Source organism: Colwellia sp. MT41 (assembly GCF_001444365.1).
Lineage (GTDB): Bacteria > Pseudomonadota > Gammaproteobacteria > Enterobacterales > Alteromonadaceae > Colwellia > Colwellia marinimaniae.
This window is the reverse complement of the sequence record NZ_CP013145.1, coordinates 2,744,204-2,760,734: the sequence shown is the minus strand read 5'-3', so window position 1 is coordinate 2,760,734 and position 16,531 is coordinate 2,744,204. Positions and strand designations below refer to the sequence as shown.

Genomic DNA, 16,531 nt, shown 5'->3' with positions numbered 1-16,531 from the left:
TTAGCTAGCAGTGATATTACATCTTACTTTCAATAATCACATCGACTTGGCGCTTTTTATTTTGTTGTGAAATAACCACACGCATGGTTTCTTCCCCCTCTTGATATTTCAGCGTCAATCGGTCGCGTTTACGCTCTTGTGAATATGAAGCGCCGAAGGCTTGTTGATAAAATTCGATAACTTGTGCTTCGCTGGCATTGGTGAAATAGTTCATTACGGCCGGTAGGGCGTCACTAAACTCAGCAAAAATTTGCGCATCTGCTAACACTGGGATAGCAATAACCCCGTTATTAATCACCGCACTGATAACGTCTTCTTGCTCTTCAATGAAAAACTCTTCAATAATAGGCTCGACCACAACTGCGGCTTGCGTAGGTTGCTCTTCAATATCTGGTGTTGAAGAGCATGCACTAACAGCAACTAGCGTCATAGTGAGTAAGGTAAAATGCTTAACAGCTTGTTTTACTTTCATTTAAGTCACTTCCGTTCATATTTGTTTTTATATCATTTAAATATATACGATTTTTAGCACTAACGCGATATCAGCATAAAAAAATAGCATAAAAAAAGCCATAAAGCGCAGTACCAAGCGCAATGGCTTTGATTGTTATAGGGTTTACACCTTGTCTTGGTAGTAATCCACCCATAAAGCGGTAGCGCCACAAATGGCCACAGGCATAACGATAAGGTTTACTATGGGGATCATTGAAAATACCGCAACTGTGATACCAAAGCTATAACTCAGTCCTTGGTTTTGTTTTAATATTTCCTTCATTTTGGCAAAAGGCACTTTGTGATTATCAAAGGGGTAATCTTTATATTGTATTGCCATCATCCAGGCAATAAATAAGAACCATATAATTTGGCCTAAAATGGGTAAAATCCACAACATAATGAAAAATCCAAGAGCACGAGGTAAATAATAACTCAATTTTTGCCATTCTCGAGTCAATGTTCTTGGAATATCTTTAACTATGTCGAGCATCTCGCCCTTGGGCGCTTGCTGTCCGCGTAAAATCGCCTCCATTTTTTCGGACAATAAGCCATTAAAGGGTGCTGCCAGCCAATTGGCAACAGTACTAAAGACAAATGAAAAAATCACCAGGATAGTAAGTACCGCTAAAGGCCACAGTATGACAGTTAACCAATCCAGCCAACTAGGTAACCAAGCCATAATGCTGGTCATATAGCTAGCAAACTCTAGATAGACAAAATAAAAAGCAATACTAAACAGTAGTGTATTGATTACTAGAGGGATAAGTACAAAACGACGGACACCTTTTTGCCTTATCAGACTAAAGCCTTGTAAAAAGTAACTGGCGCCACTGTGTGTAATAGGTGCTTGTTTAGATGAATGAGACATGGGGGTTAAACTGATCCTAACTGACTGTTATTCTTCGTGTGAGTATATACTCTTTACCATGCAAAATGCAGCTTGATTGGTAACGGGCATAATACATTCTTTCATACTATTACCCGATTAACTTGTTACAAACCGCCTAAATTTCTGCTAAAGTTTCCTTTAATATATAGCGATAATATTCGCATAAAAAACAGCAATCAAGAGAGTAAGCAGGCTGGAAATGGAAGATAACTTCAGAAACGTCTTAATTATACTTAGCGCCATTGTTATTACCGCAATATTTATTCATGGCTTATGGACAATAAGAAAACAAAAAAATCCCTATAAACTACAAACATCTAAAAATAAGGTTGAGCCAATTACCCGCGACTTTGATGGTAAAGGTTTTGATCAAGATGGAGTAGGGCAGATAAAAGTTACCTCTAGTGTAATAAATGACCAACTAAATCTTGACGATGAGGCTGTAGCTGAGCATGTTTTGACCACAGGTGTGCAGTTACCCGAGGACCTGTCTAAAAGCCAAATATTAATAAAAAAGGATGTGTTAAGTGAACTTGCTGGCCAGGTTACTGAAGGCCAAGATGAAAAAGTTGCGAATAGCGTAGTTCAACCATTAGATAACTGCCTTGAAGATGACTGGTTTAAAGACGATGCTCAAGAAAATTCTCAAGAAGGCTCTATAGAAGATAAGAGCAGTCAATTTTCTAAAGGTGAATTAGGTGATGAGTTAACACCTGCAAGTAAGTCAGCCAATGCTAGTGTGGTGCAAGAGCCGATAGAGCCAACGATCCATTTTGAACCTTTATATGATCAACCGGTTACACAAGCTAAGCCGACACGTACACCCATTAAGAAAGTTAATAAAGTGATACCAAAAGTGTCATTAAAACGTGAGCAAATTGAAAAAGATTTTGATAATCAGCTAAATGAACGTGCTATTGAAGCTAACAAGGTTAAAACTCAAATAGAGCCACAAGTCATTATTTTATCTGTGGTCATGCCCGCTAATCAGCAAATGTTTGGTGCCGCATTACTACCAAGTTTACTGACCCTAGGCCTTAAATATGGTGAAATGAATATTTTTCATCGCCACGAAGATAATGCCGGTAACGGTAAAGTGACCTTTAGTTTAGCTAACATCATGAACCCAGGGGCCTTCGACTTAGATACCATGGAAAGCTTCGCCACCCGGGGTGTCAGTTTATTTATGACCTTACCTAATGCCGGTGACCCTTTTTATGTTTTTGCACAAATGCTCAATGCCGCTAAGCAGTTAGCGCAAGAGTTTAATGGCCAGGTTATCGATGACAAACGCAATGTCCTGACTAAACAAACTGAGCAACACTACTTAAGTAAAATAAGAGAATTTGATCGTAAAAATCGTATTGCCCTAGTAGGCTAATCCTAAGTAGGGTTAGTCATCTAACTATTCTAGCGGGCCTTTGGCCCGTTTTTATTTTCTTTATAACCTTTCATCTATTTGTGTCAGCTTCTTATTCAATCTAACCGAGTTGCCATAATGTAAACTATCAACCTTAGTGAATTATTTTTATGTCAAATGCCGAAGATAAAATTAGCCAATTGCAACAGCAGCTTAATCAATACAATCATGAATATTATCTATTAGATCAACCTAGCGTACCTGATGCTGAATATGATCGCTTAATGAACGCATTAATTGCTTTAGAAACTGAAAACCCTGAGCTAAAGACCATTGATTCACCTAGCCAAAAAGTTGGTGGGCAAGCCTTAAAATCCTTTACTCAAGTCACTCACCAACAGCCAATGCTTTCCCTTGATAATGTCTTTTCTCTAGATGATTTTCATGCTTTTGTTAAGCGTGTCAAAGATAGGTTGAATAGCGATCAGTCCTTGGCTTTTTGTGCTGAGCCTAAATTAGATGGCTTAGCGGTAAGTTTACGGTATGAGCAAGGCATTTTAGTACAGGCAGCTACACGTGGTGATGGCCGTGTCGGTGAAAATATTACCACCAACATACGTACCATTAAATCCATTCCACTGAAATTAAGGGGCATAGCAGGTAAAGATTTTCCGAGTATTGTTGAAGTACGTGGCGAAGTTTTTATGCCTAAAGCCAGCTTTAATGCCTTAAATGAACTGGCTAACAAACGTGGTGACAAAGGTTTTGCTAATCCCCGTAATGCCGCTGCGGGCAGCCTACGACAACTTGATTCCAAAATCACCGCTAAGCGTAATTTAGCCTTTTACGCCTATAGTTTAGGATTTGTTGGTGATTTCACCGCTGCTAATGGCGAAAGCAAAGACTTAACCCATGAATTCTTTGCCGACTCACACCACCAAAGGCTGTGCCAGCTTAAAACACTCGGTTTACCTATGTGTCCAGAAGTACGTTTACTGGCCAATGAACAAGCAGCTGATGGTTTTTATCAAGATATCTTGGCTAAACGTAGCGCCTTAAGTTATGAAATTGACGGTACCGTATTCAAGGTTGATGATATATCTTTACAACAACGCTTGGGTTTTGTCGCTCGCGCGCCACGCTGGGCCATTGCTTATAAATTCCCAGCTGAAGAAGAGTTAACCTGTGTCGAAGATGTTGAGTTTCAAGTTGGACGTACCGGCGCCATTACCCCAGTGGCTCGGTTAAAACCTATTTTTGTCGGTGGCGTGACGGTTTCTAATGCGACCCTACATAACCAAGATGAAATTACTCGCTTAGGGTTGAAAATAAATGACACCGTCGTTATTCGCCGAGCGGGTGATGTTATTCCGCAAATTGTTAGTGTGGTAGTGGATAAACGACCGGATAATGCCCTAGATATTGTCTTTCCGACCACGTGTCCCGTGTGTGACTCTGCGGTGGCTAAACCAGAGGGTGAAGCGGTACTTAGGTGTACGGCGGGGCTCTTTTGTGCGGCGCAACGAAAAGAAGCGATTAAACACTTTGCTTCTCGAAAAGCCCATGATGTCGACGGATTAGGCGATAAACTTGTTGAGCAGCTTGTTGATGAAAATTTGATTAATACCCCGGCTGATTTATTTAAACTGACCGAAATTCAGGTCAGTATGATGGCGCGCATGGGTAAGAAGTCAGCGACTAATTTAATCGCTGGCCTTGAAAAAGCAAAAAATACCAGCTTAGCGAAATTTATTTATGGCTTAGGTATACGGGAAGTAGGTGAAGCAACGGCAGCTAACTTGGCGAATCATTTCTATACCTTAACGGCCATTGAAAGTGCATCCCTTGAAGCATTACAAGATGTCAGTGATGTCGGCGAAATTGTCGCGAGAAATATCATTAACTTTTTTAAAGAAGAGCATAACTTAGCTGTGGTTGCTGGGCTAAGCGCGGTGATGAATTGGCCTACTATCGAAATGAAATCGGCTGAGCAGTTACCTCTTAACGAGCAGGTTTTTGTCTTAACGGGCACGTTAACGCAAATGGGCAGAGCAGAGGCAAAAACAGCGTTGCAATCATTAGGCGCGAAAGTGTCTGGCAGTGTTTCGAAGAAAACCCACTTTGTTGTTGCCGGTGATAAGGCCGGCTCAAAACTAACTAAAGCGCAAGACTTAGGTATCTCGATACTTACTGAGGATGCCTTGGTGGCATTACTTAGCGAGCATGGTGTGACTATTTAGCTTTGCGGGTTAATCGCCAAAAAGCAAAGCCGGCGACAAAAAACAGTACCATAGGGTAAAAGGCATGACTTGCTACCGACAGTGGTGATATCTGTAACGTTGCGCCAAGTAATAGCGCCTGCGCGCCATAAGGTAATATACCTTGGTTAATACAAGCGAACACATCAAGTAAACTGGCGGATTCAGCTGGGGATAAGCCACCATCAGTAGCAAGGTTTTTAGCGGTATCCCCGGTGACTATAATGGATACTGTATTGTTGGCAGTAAAAAAATTACAAACGAAGGCCAGTCCAGCAATACCAAGAGCGGCAGCCCGTTTGTTATTATTAGGTGTTAGTTTTCTGGCGAGGTTTTTTATCACTCGCGTTAAAGCGGATAAGCCACCTTGTTGACGTACAAGCTCACTCAAACCACCGATAAATAAAGATAATATAAAGATGTCTTGCATGCTGGCGAAGCCGGCAGTGATATCTTTTAGCCAAGCCGATAATTGATAACCATTGCTGACCATACCTATGGCCGCGGCTAAAACAATACCTAAGATTAAGACCACAAAAACATTTACCCCCATCAAGGCTAATACCAGAATGACCACGTAAGGAATTAAACCAGCAACTGCCGCCTCGCTGTTCAATTCATGGTTCACCTCACCACCTAATACTGAAAATATTATCAAGCAGATCAAGGCCGCAGGAATGGCAAATTTAAAGTTAACCCGAAATTTATCTTTCATGTGCGCGCCTTGACTGCGCGTAGAGGCAATGGTGGTATCCGAAATAATTGACAAATTATCACCAAATATGGCGCCGGAAACTAAACAGCCGGCAACTAAGGCGGCATCTAAATTTGCCGATTCAATAAAACCAAGAGCAACAGGGGCAATAGCGGCAATGGTACCCATTGATGTGCCCATGGCGGTAGATAAAAAAGCGGCCACCAGGAATAAACCAGGTAGTAGTAAATAATCCGGGAATACCGCTAAACCGAGTTGCACACTGGCATCAACACTGCCTGTTGATTTAGCTACCACGGCAAAGGCACCGGCAAGTAGATAGATAATGCACATGGTGGTTATATTGGCATGACCAGCACCACTGATAAATTGTGTCACTTGTTTATCGATAGAGCTTTTAAATAAAATTTTGCCTAGGGCCATTGACACTATAATGGCGGGAATAATAGCAATGCTTGCCGGCAGTTGATAAAAAGCAAAATCTACCCCTTGTAGCGTTAAAATAATACCGGTACCGAGAAAAAGCCCTAAAAAAATGGCAAATGGCAGTAGGGCAAATAAGTTTTCTTGCGGGCTATCTTTATTGGTCATAACAGAGCTGCATAAAATAAGTTGATGACAGCATTATAAAAGTAAAATCGGCCCTGTCAATGTGGATGTTTAGATGGCTAAATGTTTTTAGAAAAAGACCGGCGATAAAAAAGGTCAACTATTCAATAGTTGACCTTATCAGCGAGGTAAAGTGCATTGCTTTCTGCTAGTAAATAGTGCTTTAAGCGAGTTAATGCTCAAGTGTAGTTTTTGTTTGTTCATCGGCCCAAGCAAGGGCTTGGTTGTAATGCTCGATCACTTTATCTTTATCGAGCTTTAATTTCTCCATGACCAAAGTGGTTTTATCCCACTGGGCATGCTCGATAAATTCAACTAATTTAATAATGGCCGCCATAAGGCCTTTTTTTGTTAGTAGCGGCTCTTTAATTTCTGCTGATAGCGGTAGCTTTTCTAATACGGTAGCCATATCTTCATCTAATATAGCGTCAATCATTGATAATAGCCCTATTAAAAAGGCTATTGATTCATTAAGTTGTGAGCGAATGTCCTTGGCTACCAATTCACAAAATTTTGCTCTGGTCATGGCCATGTTAATTAATTCGGAAGGTTTATCTGGATTTGCTGTAACAGCAAACATTAAACCAATAAATCGCTTTAATTCGCTAGAGCCTAAAATGACTAACGCTTGTTTAATGGTAGATATTTCGTTGCGGCGTTTGAAAATAGCGGAGTTAGCATAACGCAATAATTTATAAGACAGCGAAACATCGCGTTCAAACACCCGGGTGATACTGTTTAAATCAAGTTCAGTTTTAGACGTTTCATAAAGTAACTCGGCCATCGCTATTTGTGATGGCGATAAACTTTTAGTTTTTATCATTTCAGGCTTGGCAAAGAAATACCCTTGAAAGTAATCAAAGCCGAGTTGCAGCATTTCATTGTATTCTTCATAGGTTTCTACTTTTTCAGCCAACATTTTAATATGAGGGTGATCTTTAATGGCAGCAAGAACTTCTATAATGTCATCAATACTGCTTTGCTGAATATCAATTTTGATTATTTTTATATAAGGGTAGAAATGTGCCCAAACCTTTTTGTGCTCATAATCATCTAACGCGATAGTGTAGCCTTTTTGGTGTAATGCTTTACAGAGCGCCAGCAGTTTTTTGCCTGGCTTCACTGTTTCAAGAATTTCAACCACTACCTCGTCGGGGCGAAGCATTTCAGGGTAACCTTTCTCCATGGTTTCCAGCGTAAAGTTGATAAAGGCCGCTTTATTACCGGTAAACTCACTGATGCCCATATTAAATTGGGTAGCTTCAATTATTTTGCTAGTCGCTTCATCACCATCTATATCAGGAAATACATTGTCTATGCTATCTCTGAAAAGCAATTCATAAGCAAACAGTTTTTTACTTTTATCTAATATTGGTTGTCTTGCAGCATAAAAATTCATAAATGTCGTTAACTAGCTCAGGCTCTATAGGTTAATTACTATTAAATATATGGTATAGCGGTTTTTTTTGCATTAGTTTTTTGAATTAGTTTACGTTTTTAGCGGTATTTTTCTTCTTATTTACCTGTCATTAACGTTAGCAGTTTACATTCGTGATAGTTTAGGACTAGATTCACTTACTTGACTAAGGTTTATTTATGCCGTCATTTTTGCTAGGTTAGCGAGCTTACTGATTAACAACTTTACATATTACAGGTAATTACTTTGGCTCTAGGTACTTTAATTTCGTTAGCACTTTATTTTGTCGTCATGATCTTAATTGGGTTATACGCTTACAAAAAATCAACCAGTGATGTTGCCGGTTATATGTTAGGTGGCCGCAGTTTATCGCCAAGTGTTGCAGCATTGTCGGCGGGCGCTTCTGATATGAGTGGTTGGATGTTGATGGGTTTACCCGGCGCTATGTATATTAGTGGCCTGAGTAGTATTTGGATTGCTATTGGCTTAGTTATCGGTGCGTTTCTTAATTACGTAGTGGTCGCGCCACGCTTAAGAACCTATACCGAAATAGCGAATGACTCCATTACCTTGCCTGATTTTTTTGAAAATCGTTTTAATGACAAATCCCGCTTATTACGCATAGTATCCTCTCTGGTCATCGTGGTATTTTTTACCTTATATACCTCTAGCGGTCTTGTTGCTGGCGGTAAATTATTTGAAAGCTCTTTTGGTTTAAATTACGAAGTCGGTTTATATGTTACCGCTGGTGTGGTGGTTGCTTATACCTTATTTGGCGGTTTTTTAGCGGTAAGTTTAACCGACTTTGTTCAGGGCTGTATTATGTTTGTCGCCTTAGTATTAGTGCCTATTGTTACGATAAATGCAGTTGGCGGCATAGCCGAAATGCAAAACACTATTGCCGCGATAAACCCTGAGCTATTAAATGTTTTTAGCGGCGTTAGTGCTCTTGGTATTATTTCCGCTATGGCTTGGGGCTTAGGTTATTTTGGCCAGCCGCATATTATTGTGCGTTTTATGGCTATTCGTAGTGTTAAAGATATGCCAACCGCGCGTCGTATTGGTATGACTTGGATGATAGTTGCGATTATTGGCGCGATGGCAACAGGTTTCGCCGGTATTGCTTATGTGGCTAAAACAGGGATAAAGCTAGATGATCCCGAAACCATTTTTATTGTTTTATCACAGTTACTCTTTAGCCCGTTAATTGCAGGTTTTTTATTGGCAGCAATACTAGCGGCGATAATGAGTACGATATCTTCACAGTTACTGGTGACTTCTAGCTCGCTTACCGGCGACTTTTATCAAGCTTTTTTACATCAAGATGCCAGTGAAAAACAACTGGTATTAGTGGGTAGAATTTCAGTTTTTCTGGTGGCATTAGTGGCTATTTATTTAGCTTATGACCGTGATAGTAGTATTCTCAGTTTAGTCAGTAATGCTTGGGCCGGTTTTGGTGCCGCGTTTGGTCCTGTTGTTATTGGCTGTTTATATTGGAAAGGTATGACGCGAAATGGCGCATTAGCCGGCATAGTCAGTGGTGCGGTAACCGTGCTTATCTGGATTTATGCACCTATTACCATCAATGGCCAAACACTTAGTGCACTTATGTATGAAATAGTGCCAGGTTTTGTGGTTTGTTCATTGGCTATTTATCTGGTCAGTAAACTCTCCCCTAAGGTGGAAGAGCAAATAACGATTACCTTTGATGAAATGTTAACGCATCATAAATAAGTTACCCCTTTTTTAAGAACCCATGTAATTTGAAAAGCTAGTAACATCAAGTTACTAGCTTTTTATTTTCAACTCCGATGATTAGCTTCATATCTAGAGCTCAAAAATAGAGGGCGTTACTCTTGTTACGCGCTAATTTCAAGTTGTTCGCATTAGAGCTTTTATGCTAGAATCGCGCTAATTTTTAAACCTTCGATTAATTTTGCTTACTTTAATCATAAGTTTTAATTAAGCGTTTAAAACAAATTAATCATTTTAAAGACTACTGATAGTCTGGAGTTTATATACCGATGAATTTTGATACTACTGAACAACGTGTTAGCTATGGCGTAGGTCGTCAATTAGGTGACCAACTTCGCAACAACCCTTTTAAAGATTTTGATATCACTGCGGTACAAGCGGGTATCTCTGATGCATTAGCTGATGCTACTAGCCAAGTTTCAGATGAAGACCTAAACGAAGCTTTTTCTGTGGTTTCTAAAAAAATAGAAGAGCAAGAACAAGCAGTTGCTAAAGAAGCTTCAGCTGAAGGCGAAAAATTCTTAGCCGAAAATGCTAAACGTGATGAAGTGACGGTTACTGAGTCTGGTTTACAATACGAAGTATTAGTAACAGGTGAAGGCGAAAAGCCATCAGCAGATAGCACTGTATCTGTGCATTATCACGGTACATTTACTAACGGTGATGTCTTTGATAGTTCAGTTGACCGTGGCCAACCGGCTGAGTTCCCTGTAAAAGGCGTTATTGCTGGTTGGACTGAAGCATTACAGTTAATGACTGAAGGTAGCAAGTGGAAATTAACTATTCCTTATGATTTAGCTTACGGTGAACGCGGTTCACAAGGTAGTATTCCTGCTTATGCTACGTTAGTATTTGAAGTTGAATTATTAAGCATCAAGTAAATATCGTATTATAATGAAAGCCCTCAATTGAGGGCTTTTTTTTAAGCTAAAACAAGTTGCAGCAACACAATTTGGTTCATTTCAACCAGCAAAGGTGAGGGTTTTATGCAGATTTCTAGCAGATTACAGCAGCTTTTTAAACGCTATCAAAATGCATTTTTACACTGTGATATTGAAGGGGTGAGCGGTTGTTATCACTTACCATGCACACTAAATACACCTGATAAAATAGTACTGCTCGCCAGTCAAGCCGATTGTCAGCAAGAATTTTCTACTATTTTCACTCAGCTTAAAGACGCTTGCACCAGTAATATTATTGCCAAGCAAGCTTCTTTTATGCAAGTGAGTAAACAGTTATATTTAGTGTGCATAGATTGGGATTTTATCGATGGCCAGGGGCAAGTCTTTGCCGACTTTACCGCTATTTATCATGTGTTAGATCATGAGGGGACATTAAAAATAGTGAATGTTGTTTCTCATGAACTTGACAGCTCGTTAACATTAGCGGAGCCACTTTCTTGGTAATATCGCTGCGCAGTGAATAGTGCGTTTAACTAAGTAGCTAGTCACACTTTAATTAATATTTATCGGCGGTTTTCCGCGATTACCTTATATAACAATAGAGAAAAACATGAAAGTAAAAGTAGCTATTTTAGGTTGTAGTGGTCGTATGGGCCGTAATTTAATTCAGGCAGCTCATGAGCATGCAAGTATTGAATTGGTTGGTGGCAGCGTCCGTACTAGTTCATCTTTTGTCGATTTTGATTTAGGCGAATTGGCGGGAATTGGCGCAATCGGTATTAAAACTTCAACACAATTATCGCAACTGGCTGCTGCCGATGTTTTCATTGATTTCACGTCGATCGAAACCAGCCTAGAAAACCTTACTTGGTGTAACGAAAACAAAAAGTCTTTAGTTATCGGTACTACAGGGTTTTCTACTGAGCAAGTACAAGTTATTGAACTTGCGGGTAAAACCATGCCAGTGATTTTAGCGCCTAATACATCAGTTGGCGTTAATTTAATGTTGAAATTGTTACAAATTACCGCTAAAGCAATCGGCGACTATACTGATATTGAAATTTTTGAGGCGCATCATAGATTCAAGAAAGATGCACCATCGGGCACTGCGATAAAAATGGGGCAAGTTATTGCCGATACGCTAGGGCGTGATTTAAATAAAGTTGCTGTTTATGGTCGTGAAGGTATTACCGGTGAACGAGATAGAGAAACCATTGGTTTTGCCACCATTAGAGCCGGCGACATCGTTGGTGAACATACCGTTATTTTTGCCGATCTTGGTGAGCGTCTTGAAATTACCCATAAAGCGAGCTCTCGGATGACCTTTGCGCTAGGGGCTATGCGTGCGGCGTTTTGGTTACACGATGCCAATGTTGGTTTTTATGATATGCAAGACGTACTGGGTTTAAAAGACTAATACTGCTAACGAACTATTCGTTAAGTATCAGCAAGGTATTATCAGAGATAAGATGTCTTTTTAGCCCTTTGGCTATTAAAAGCTAGGAAAACCTAGAAAAGGCTGACTTTTTACAATTTATTACTAGACGAAACTAGAACACAAGCGTAAAATAAGTGGATTTTGTCAAAAGTTTAGCGAAAAATATGCTTTTGACATCCTTTTTTATACAGGAAGTACTGGGCAAAGGCACGGAGCACTTGCTGTTATATGCGCGTTTACGTTTATTTCTTCTTTGGAGGTTACATTGGCTACATCTGCTATTTTAGTGCTTGAAGACGGCACTGTTTTTAAAGGCATCGCAATTGGTGCACAAGGGTCGGCTGTTGGTGAGGTGGTTTTTAACACCGCAATGACAGGTTATCAGGAAATTCTTACCGACCCATCATATGCAGAGCAAATTATTACCCTGACTTACCCACATATTGGGAATACCGGTACTAATAGCGAAGATAAAGAGTCTGATAGCATTGTTGCTAAAGGCCTGGTTATCCGCGACTTGCCTCTAATGGCTAGTAACTTTCGAAATGAACAGAGTTTAAGTGATTATTTAATTGCTCATAACATCTTAGGTATCGCCGAGATTGATACCCGTAAATTAACGCGCATTTTACGGGAGAAAGGTGCTCAAAATGGCTGTATTTTAACACTTGATGATGTTAACGATGATAGCCAATATACCGCGGCACTTTCCCAAGCAAAAGCATTTCCAGGCCTTAAAGGTATGGATTTAGCTAAAGTGGTTTCAACGAAAGAACAATACCAGTGGACGGAAGGTAGTTGGTCACTTACCGGTGGTAAAGACGGCGGCACTGGTTTCACTAAACCAGAAAAAGTTGAGTTTCATGTTGTAGCTTACGATTTTGGCGCGAAAAGAAATATCTTACGTATGTTAGTTGACCGTGGTTGTAAATTAACTGTGGTACCAGCACAAACACCAGCAAGTGAAGTACTTGCCATGAATCCAGATGGTATCTTCTTATCTAATGGCCCAGGTGACCCCGAGCCATGTGACTATGCTATCACGGCAATTAAAACCTTCTTAGAAACAGAAATCCCATTATTTGGTATTTGTTTAGGTCATCAATTACTTGGCTTAGCAAGTGGCGCAAAGACTATCAAAATGAAGTTCGGTCATCATGGTGCTAACCACCCGGTGAAAGATTTCGCTCGTGACGTGGTCATGATCACGTCACAAAACCATGGTTTTGCCGTTGATGAAGAAAGTTTACCAAGTAACTTAAGAATTACTCATAAATCATTATTTGATGATTCATTACAAGGTATGCATCGCACCGACAAACCGGCGTTTAGCTTCCAAGGTCACCCAGAAGCAAGCCCAGGTCCAACAGATGCGGCACCGTTGTTTGACCATTTTATTGATTTAATTAAAACCTATAAAGCAAGCCAAGCTTAAGCCCCTACAGATAAGATAAGAGAGAAAGAAATGGGAAAACGTACAGATATAAAAAGTATCTTGATCTTAGGTGCTGGTCCAATTGTTATTGGCCAGGCCTGTGAATTTGATTATTCTGGCGCGCAAGCATGTAAAGCACTTCGTGAAGAAGGTTACCGAGTTATTTTAGTTAACTCTAACCCAGCAACGATAATGACCGACCCAGATATGGCGGATGCGACTTACATCGAACCCATTCACTGGGAAGTAGTGCGTAAAATTATTGAAAAAGAACGTCCATGTGCGCTTTTACCGACTATGGGTGGTCAAACTGCATTAAACTGTGCTTTAGAGCTTGAAGCCAAAGGTGTATTAAAAGAGTTTAATGTTGAAATGATCGGCGCATCTGCCGATGCCATTGATAAAGCAGAAAACAGAAGTCGTTTTGATAAAGCGATGAAATCGATTGGCTTAGATACCCCACGTGCTGAAATTGTCCATACCATTGCCGAAGCACATGAAGCCGTTAAGCATTTAGGTTTCCCTTGTATTATTCGCCCGTCATTCACTATGGGTGGCTCAGGCGGCGGTATTGCTTATAACACCGAAGAATTTGAAGAGATTTGTACCCGAGGTTTAGACCTTTCACCAACCACTGAATTATTGATTGATGAATCTTTGATTGGTTGGAAAGAGTATGAAATGGAAGTGGTTCGCGACAAAAATGATAACTGTATCATTGTTTGTTCGATTGAAAACTTCGACCCTATGGGCATTCATACCGGTGATTCAATCACAGTTGCGCCTGCGCAAACCTTGACCGATAAAGAATATCAAATCATGCGTAATGCCTCTTTGGCAGTATTGCGTGAAATTGGTGTGGAAACAGGTGGCTCAAACGTACAATTTGGTATCTGTCCAGATACCGGTCGTATGGTTATTATTGAAATGAACCCACGCGTTTCTCGTTCATCGGCATTAGCTTCTAAAGCAACAGGTTTCCCTATTGCTAAAATCGCAGCTAAGCTAGCGGTAGGTTACACCTTAGATGAACTAAGCAATGATATTACCGGTGGTAAAACACCAGCATCATTTGAACCGACTATCGATTACGTGGTAACTAAGATCCCACGTTTTAACTTTGAAAAATTTGCCGGTTGTGAAGACCGTCTAACCACACAAATGAAATCGGTTGGTGAAGTGATGGCGATTGGCCGTAACATGCAAGAATCAATGCAAAAAGCATTACGCGGTTTAGAAGTTGGCGTCAATGGCTTTGATTCGATTGTTGATGTGACTCAGCCAGGCGCCAAAACTAAAATCATGCATGAATTGCAAGAAGCGGGCGCTGACCGAATTTGGTATATAGGTGATGCTTTCCGTTTAGGTTTAACGGTAGATGAAGTTTATAATTTAACTAAGGTTGACCGTTGGTTCTTAGTACAAATTGAAGACATTATTCTAGATGAAGCCAAAGTCGCTGAGGGTGGTTTAACTAATTTAACCCCAGAATACATACGTAAACTTAAGCGTAAAGGTTTTGCCGATTCTCGTTTAGCTGACTTGATTGGTGTCTCTGAAGCCGAAGTGCGTAAAAAACGTCACGCGGCGAATATTTACCCAGTATACAAGCGTGTGGATACTTGTGCGGCTGAGTTTAGCTCTGATACCGCTTACATGTATTCAACCTATGATGAAGAATGTGAAGCCAATCCAACGAATAATAAAAAAATCATGATCCTAGGTGGCGGACCTAACCGTATTGGCCAAGGTATTGAGTTTGATTATTGTTGTGTTCACGCGGCATTAGCACTTCGTGAAGACGGTTATGAAACCATTATGGTTAACTGTAACCCTGAAACTGTCTCTACCGATTACGATACCTCAGATAGACTATATTTCGAGTCAATCACCTTTGAAGATGTACTTGAAATTGTCCGTATTGAAAAACCCGTAGGTGTTATCGTGCAATATGGTGGTCAAACACCGCTTAAATTGGCACGAGCACTTGAAGAGGCAGGTGTACCTATTATTGGTACTTCACCAGATGCTATTGACCGAGCAGAAGACAGAGAACGTTTTCAACAAGCGGTTGAGCGTTTAGGTTTATTACAACCTGACAATGCCACGGTTACCTCAGTAGAGGAAGCCATGGCAAAAGCTGAAGGTATCGGTTTCCCATTAGTAGTACGTCCATCGTATGTACTCGGTGGTCGCGCCATGGAAATCGTCTATGACCTAGAAGATTTACGTCGTTATATGACGGAAGCGGTAAGTGTTTCTAATGATGCGCCAATATTACTTGATCGCTTCCTTGATGATGCGATTGAAGTTGATATTGACCTGATTTGTGACGGCACTGACGTAGTCATTGGCGGTATCATGCAACATATTGAACAAGCGGGTGTACACTCAGGCGATAGTGCTTGTTCATTACCAGCGTACAGTTTAAGCCAAGAAATTCAAGATGTCATGCGTGAGCAAGTAACGGCTTTAGCCTTTGAATTAGGCGTAGTTGGTTTAATGAATACGCAAATGGCGGTTAAAGACGGTAAGGTTTACTTAATTGAAGTTAACCCACGTGCGGCTCGTACCGTACCTTTTGTTTCTAAAGCAACTGCTGTACCACTCGCTAAAATTGGCGCACGGGTAATGGCGGGTAAAACCTTAAAAGAGCTAGGGATTACCAAAGAAGTTATTCCACCGTATTTCTCGGTGAAAGAAGTGGTCATTCCTTTTGATAAGTTCCATGGCAGCGATCCTCTCGTTGGCCCTGAAATGCGCTCAACCGGTGAAGTGATGGGTGTTGGTGATACGTTTGAAGAAGCCTACGCTAAAGCCAGTTTAGGCGCGGGTGTTAGTGTACCTAAGTCAGGTCGTGCGTTAATTTCTGTCCGTGATAGTGATAAAAAACGCGTAGTAGAGTTAGCTAGAATTATGGTCGATTTAGGTTATGATATTGATGCAACCCATGGCACTGAAATTATTATACGTGAAGCAGGTATTCCTGTTCGTCGTGTTAATAAAGTGCATGAAGGACGTCCGCATATTCTAGATAGAATTAAAAACAGCGAATACAGTTACATCATCAATACTACGGAAGGCCGTAAAGCCATTGAAGATTCCAAAGTATTGCGTCGTGGCGCCTTACGTTATAAAGTGGCTTATACCACCACCTTAAACGCGGCTTTTGCTACCTGTATGGCACATTCGGCTGATGACAGAAGTAAAGTTACCTCTATTCAAGAGTTACACAAAAGGCTCTAAATAGTTTTTCCC

Annotated in this window: 12 protein-coding genes; 8 read left to right on the top strand and 4 right to left on the bottom strand. The window is 40.5% G+C overall.

Translation table 11 applies throughout. The annotated features are described in order from the left end of the window. Nucleotides 1–16 precede the first annotated feature (16 nt). Nucleotides 17–472: a hypothetical protein gene (locus tag CMT41_RS11820; protein WP_057181506.1), complete on the bottom strand. Its 456-nt coding sequence runs from the start codon at nt 470–472 to the stop codon at nt 17–19. 144 nt (nt 473–616) lie between these two features. Next, on the bottom strand, nt 617–1,363 hold the full coding sequence (cysZ, locus tag CMT41_RS11815) for a sulfate transporter CysZ (RefSeq protein ID WP_057181505.1): 747 nt from the start codon (nt 1,361–1,363) through the stop codon (nt 617–619). A 220-nt stretch (nt 1,364–1,583) separates the two neighbouring features. Here cysZ and zipA point away from each other — a divergent pair, with 220 nt between their 5' ends. Further along, nucleotides 1,584–2,765: a cell division protein ZipA gene (zipA, locus tag CMT41_RS11810; RefSeq protein ID WP_058027375.1), complete on the top strand. Its 1,182-nt coding sequence runs from the start codon at nt 1,584–1,586 to the stop codon at nt 2,763–2,765. A gap of 149 nt (nt 2,766–2,914) precedes the next feature. Then, the gene (gene ligA, locus CMT41_RS11805; RefSeq protein WP_058027374.1) at nt 2,915–4,984 is read left to right on the top strand and encodes an NAD-dependent DNA ligase LigA; all 2,070 of its coding nucleotides are present in this window, start codon (nt 2,915–2,917) and stop codon (nt 4,982–4,984) included. Here ligA and CMT41_RS11800 read toward each other — a convergent pair. Both CMT41_RS11800 and CMT41_RS11795 read right to left on the bottom strand, forming a co-directional pair. Further along, nucleotides 4,977–6,308 carry a Na+/H+ antiporter NhaC family protein gene (locus CMT41_RS11800; protein WP_058027373.1) on the bottom strand — a complete coding sequence of 444 codons (1,332 nt, stop codon included), beginning with the start codon at nt 6,306–6,308 and terminating at the stop codon, nt 4,977–4,979. The genes ligA and CMT41_RS11800 overlap by 8 nt on opposite strands. Nucleotides 6,309–6,498: 190 nt before the next feature. After that, nucleotides 6,499–7,725, bottom strand: coding sequence for an EAL and HDOD domain-containing protein (locus CMT41_RS11795; protein WP_057181501.1), 1,227 nt, complete (start codon nt 7,723–7,725; stop codon nt 6,499–6,501). A gap of 264 nt (nt 7,726–7,989) precedes the next feature. On the opposite strand from CMT41_RS11795, the gene putP reads away from it, so the two are divergent. From putP to carB, 6 genes are all read left to right on the top strand, one after another. Continuing rightward, nucleotides 7,990–9,477: a sodium/proline symporter PutP gene (gene putP / locus CMT41_RS11790; protein ID WP_058027372.1), complete on the top strand. Its 1,488-nt coding sequence runs from the start codon at nt 7,990–7,992 to the stop codon at nt 9,475–9,477. Between the two features lie 290 nt (nt 9,478–9,767). Continuing rightward, entirely contained in the window at nt 9,768–10,379 is a 612-nt protein-coding gene (locus CMT41_RS11785; protein ID WP_057181499.1) for an FKBP-type peptidyl-prolyl cis-trans isomerase, read from the top strand. A gap of 105 nt (nt 10,380–10,484) precedes the next feature. Then, entirely contained in the window at nt 10,485–10,904 is a 420-nt protein-coding gene (locus tag CMT41_RS11780; protein ID WP_058027371.1) for a hypothetical protein, read from the top strand. A gap of 106 nt (nt 10,905–11,010) precedes the next feature. Then, on the top strand, nt 11,011–11,817 hold the full coding sequence (gene dapB / locus CMT41_RS11775) for a 4-hydroxy-tetrahydrodipicolinate reductase (RefSeq protein WP_057181497.1): 807 nt from the start codon (nt 11,011–11,013) through the stop codon (nt 11,815–11,817). 286 nt (nt 11,818–12,103) lie between these two features. Next, nucleotides 12,104–13,273: a glutamine-hydrolyzing carbamoyl-phosphate synthase small subunit gene (carA, locus tag CMT41_RS11770; protein ID WP_058027370.1), complete on the top strand. Its 1,170-nt coding sequence runs from the start codon at nt 12,104–12,106 to the stop codon at nt 13,271–13,273. Nucleotides 13,274–13,303: 30 nt separating this feature from the next. Continuing rightward, nucleotides 13,304–16,519, top strand: coding sequence for a carbamoyl-phosphate synthase large subunit (gene carB / locus CMT41_RS11765; RefSeq protein WP_058027369.1), 3,216 nt, complete (start codon nt 13,304–13,306; stop codon nt 16,517–16,519). Nucleotides 16,520–16,531 lie beyond the last annotated feature (12 nt).

Coding starts and splice junctions, on each gene's coding strand:
- CMT41_RS11820 (WP_057181506.1), bottom strand. CDS start 472: ATGAAAGTAAAACAAGCTGTTAAGCATTTTACCTTACTCACTATGACG.
- cysZ (WP_057181505.1), bottom strand. CDS start 1,363: ATGTCTCATTCATCTAAACAAGCACCTATTACACACAGTGGCGCCAGT.
- zipA (WP_058027375.1), top strand. CDS start 1,584: ATGGAAGATAACTTCAGAAACGTCTTAATTATACTTAGCGCCATTGTT.
- ligA (WP_058027374.1), top strand. CDS start 2,915: ATGTCAAATGCCGAAGATAAAATTAGCCAATTGCAACAGCAGCTTAAT.
- CMT41_RS11800 (WP_058027373.1), bottom strand. CDS start 6,308: ATGACCAATAAAGATAGCCCGCAAGAAAACTTATTTGCCCTACTGCCA.
- CMT41_RS11795 (WP_057181501.1), bottom strand. CDS start 7,725: ATGAATTTTTATGCTGCAAGACAACCAATATTAGATAAAAGTAAAAAA.
- CMT41_RS11785 (WP_057181499.1), top strand. CDS start 9,768: ATGAATTTTGATACTACTGAACAACGTGTTAGCTATGGCGTAGGTCGT.
- CMT41_RS11780 (WP_058027371.1), top strand. CDS start 10,485: ATGCAGATTTCTAGCAGATTACAGCAGCTTTTTAAACGCTATCAAAAT.
- dapB (WP_057181497.1), top strand. CDS start 11,011: ATGAAAGTAAAAGTAGCTATTTTAGGTTGTAGTGGTCGTATGGGCCGT.
- carB (WP_058027369.1), top strand. CDS start 13,304: ATGGGAAAACGTACAGATATAAAAAGTATCTTGATCTTAGGTGCTGGT.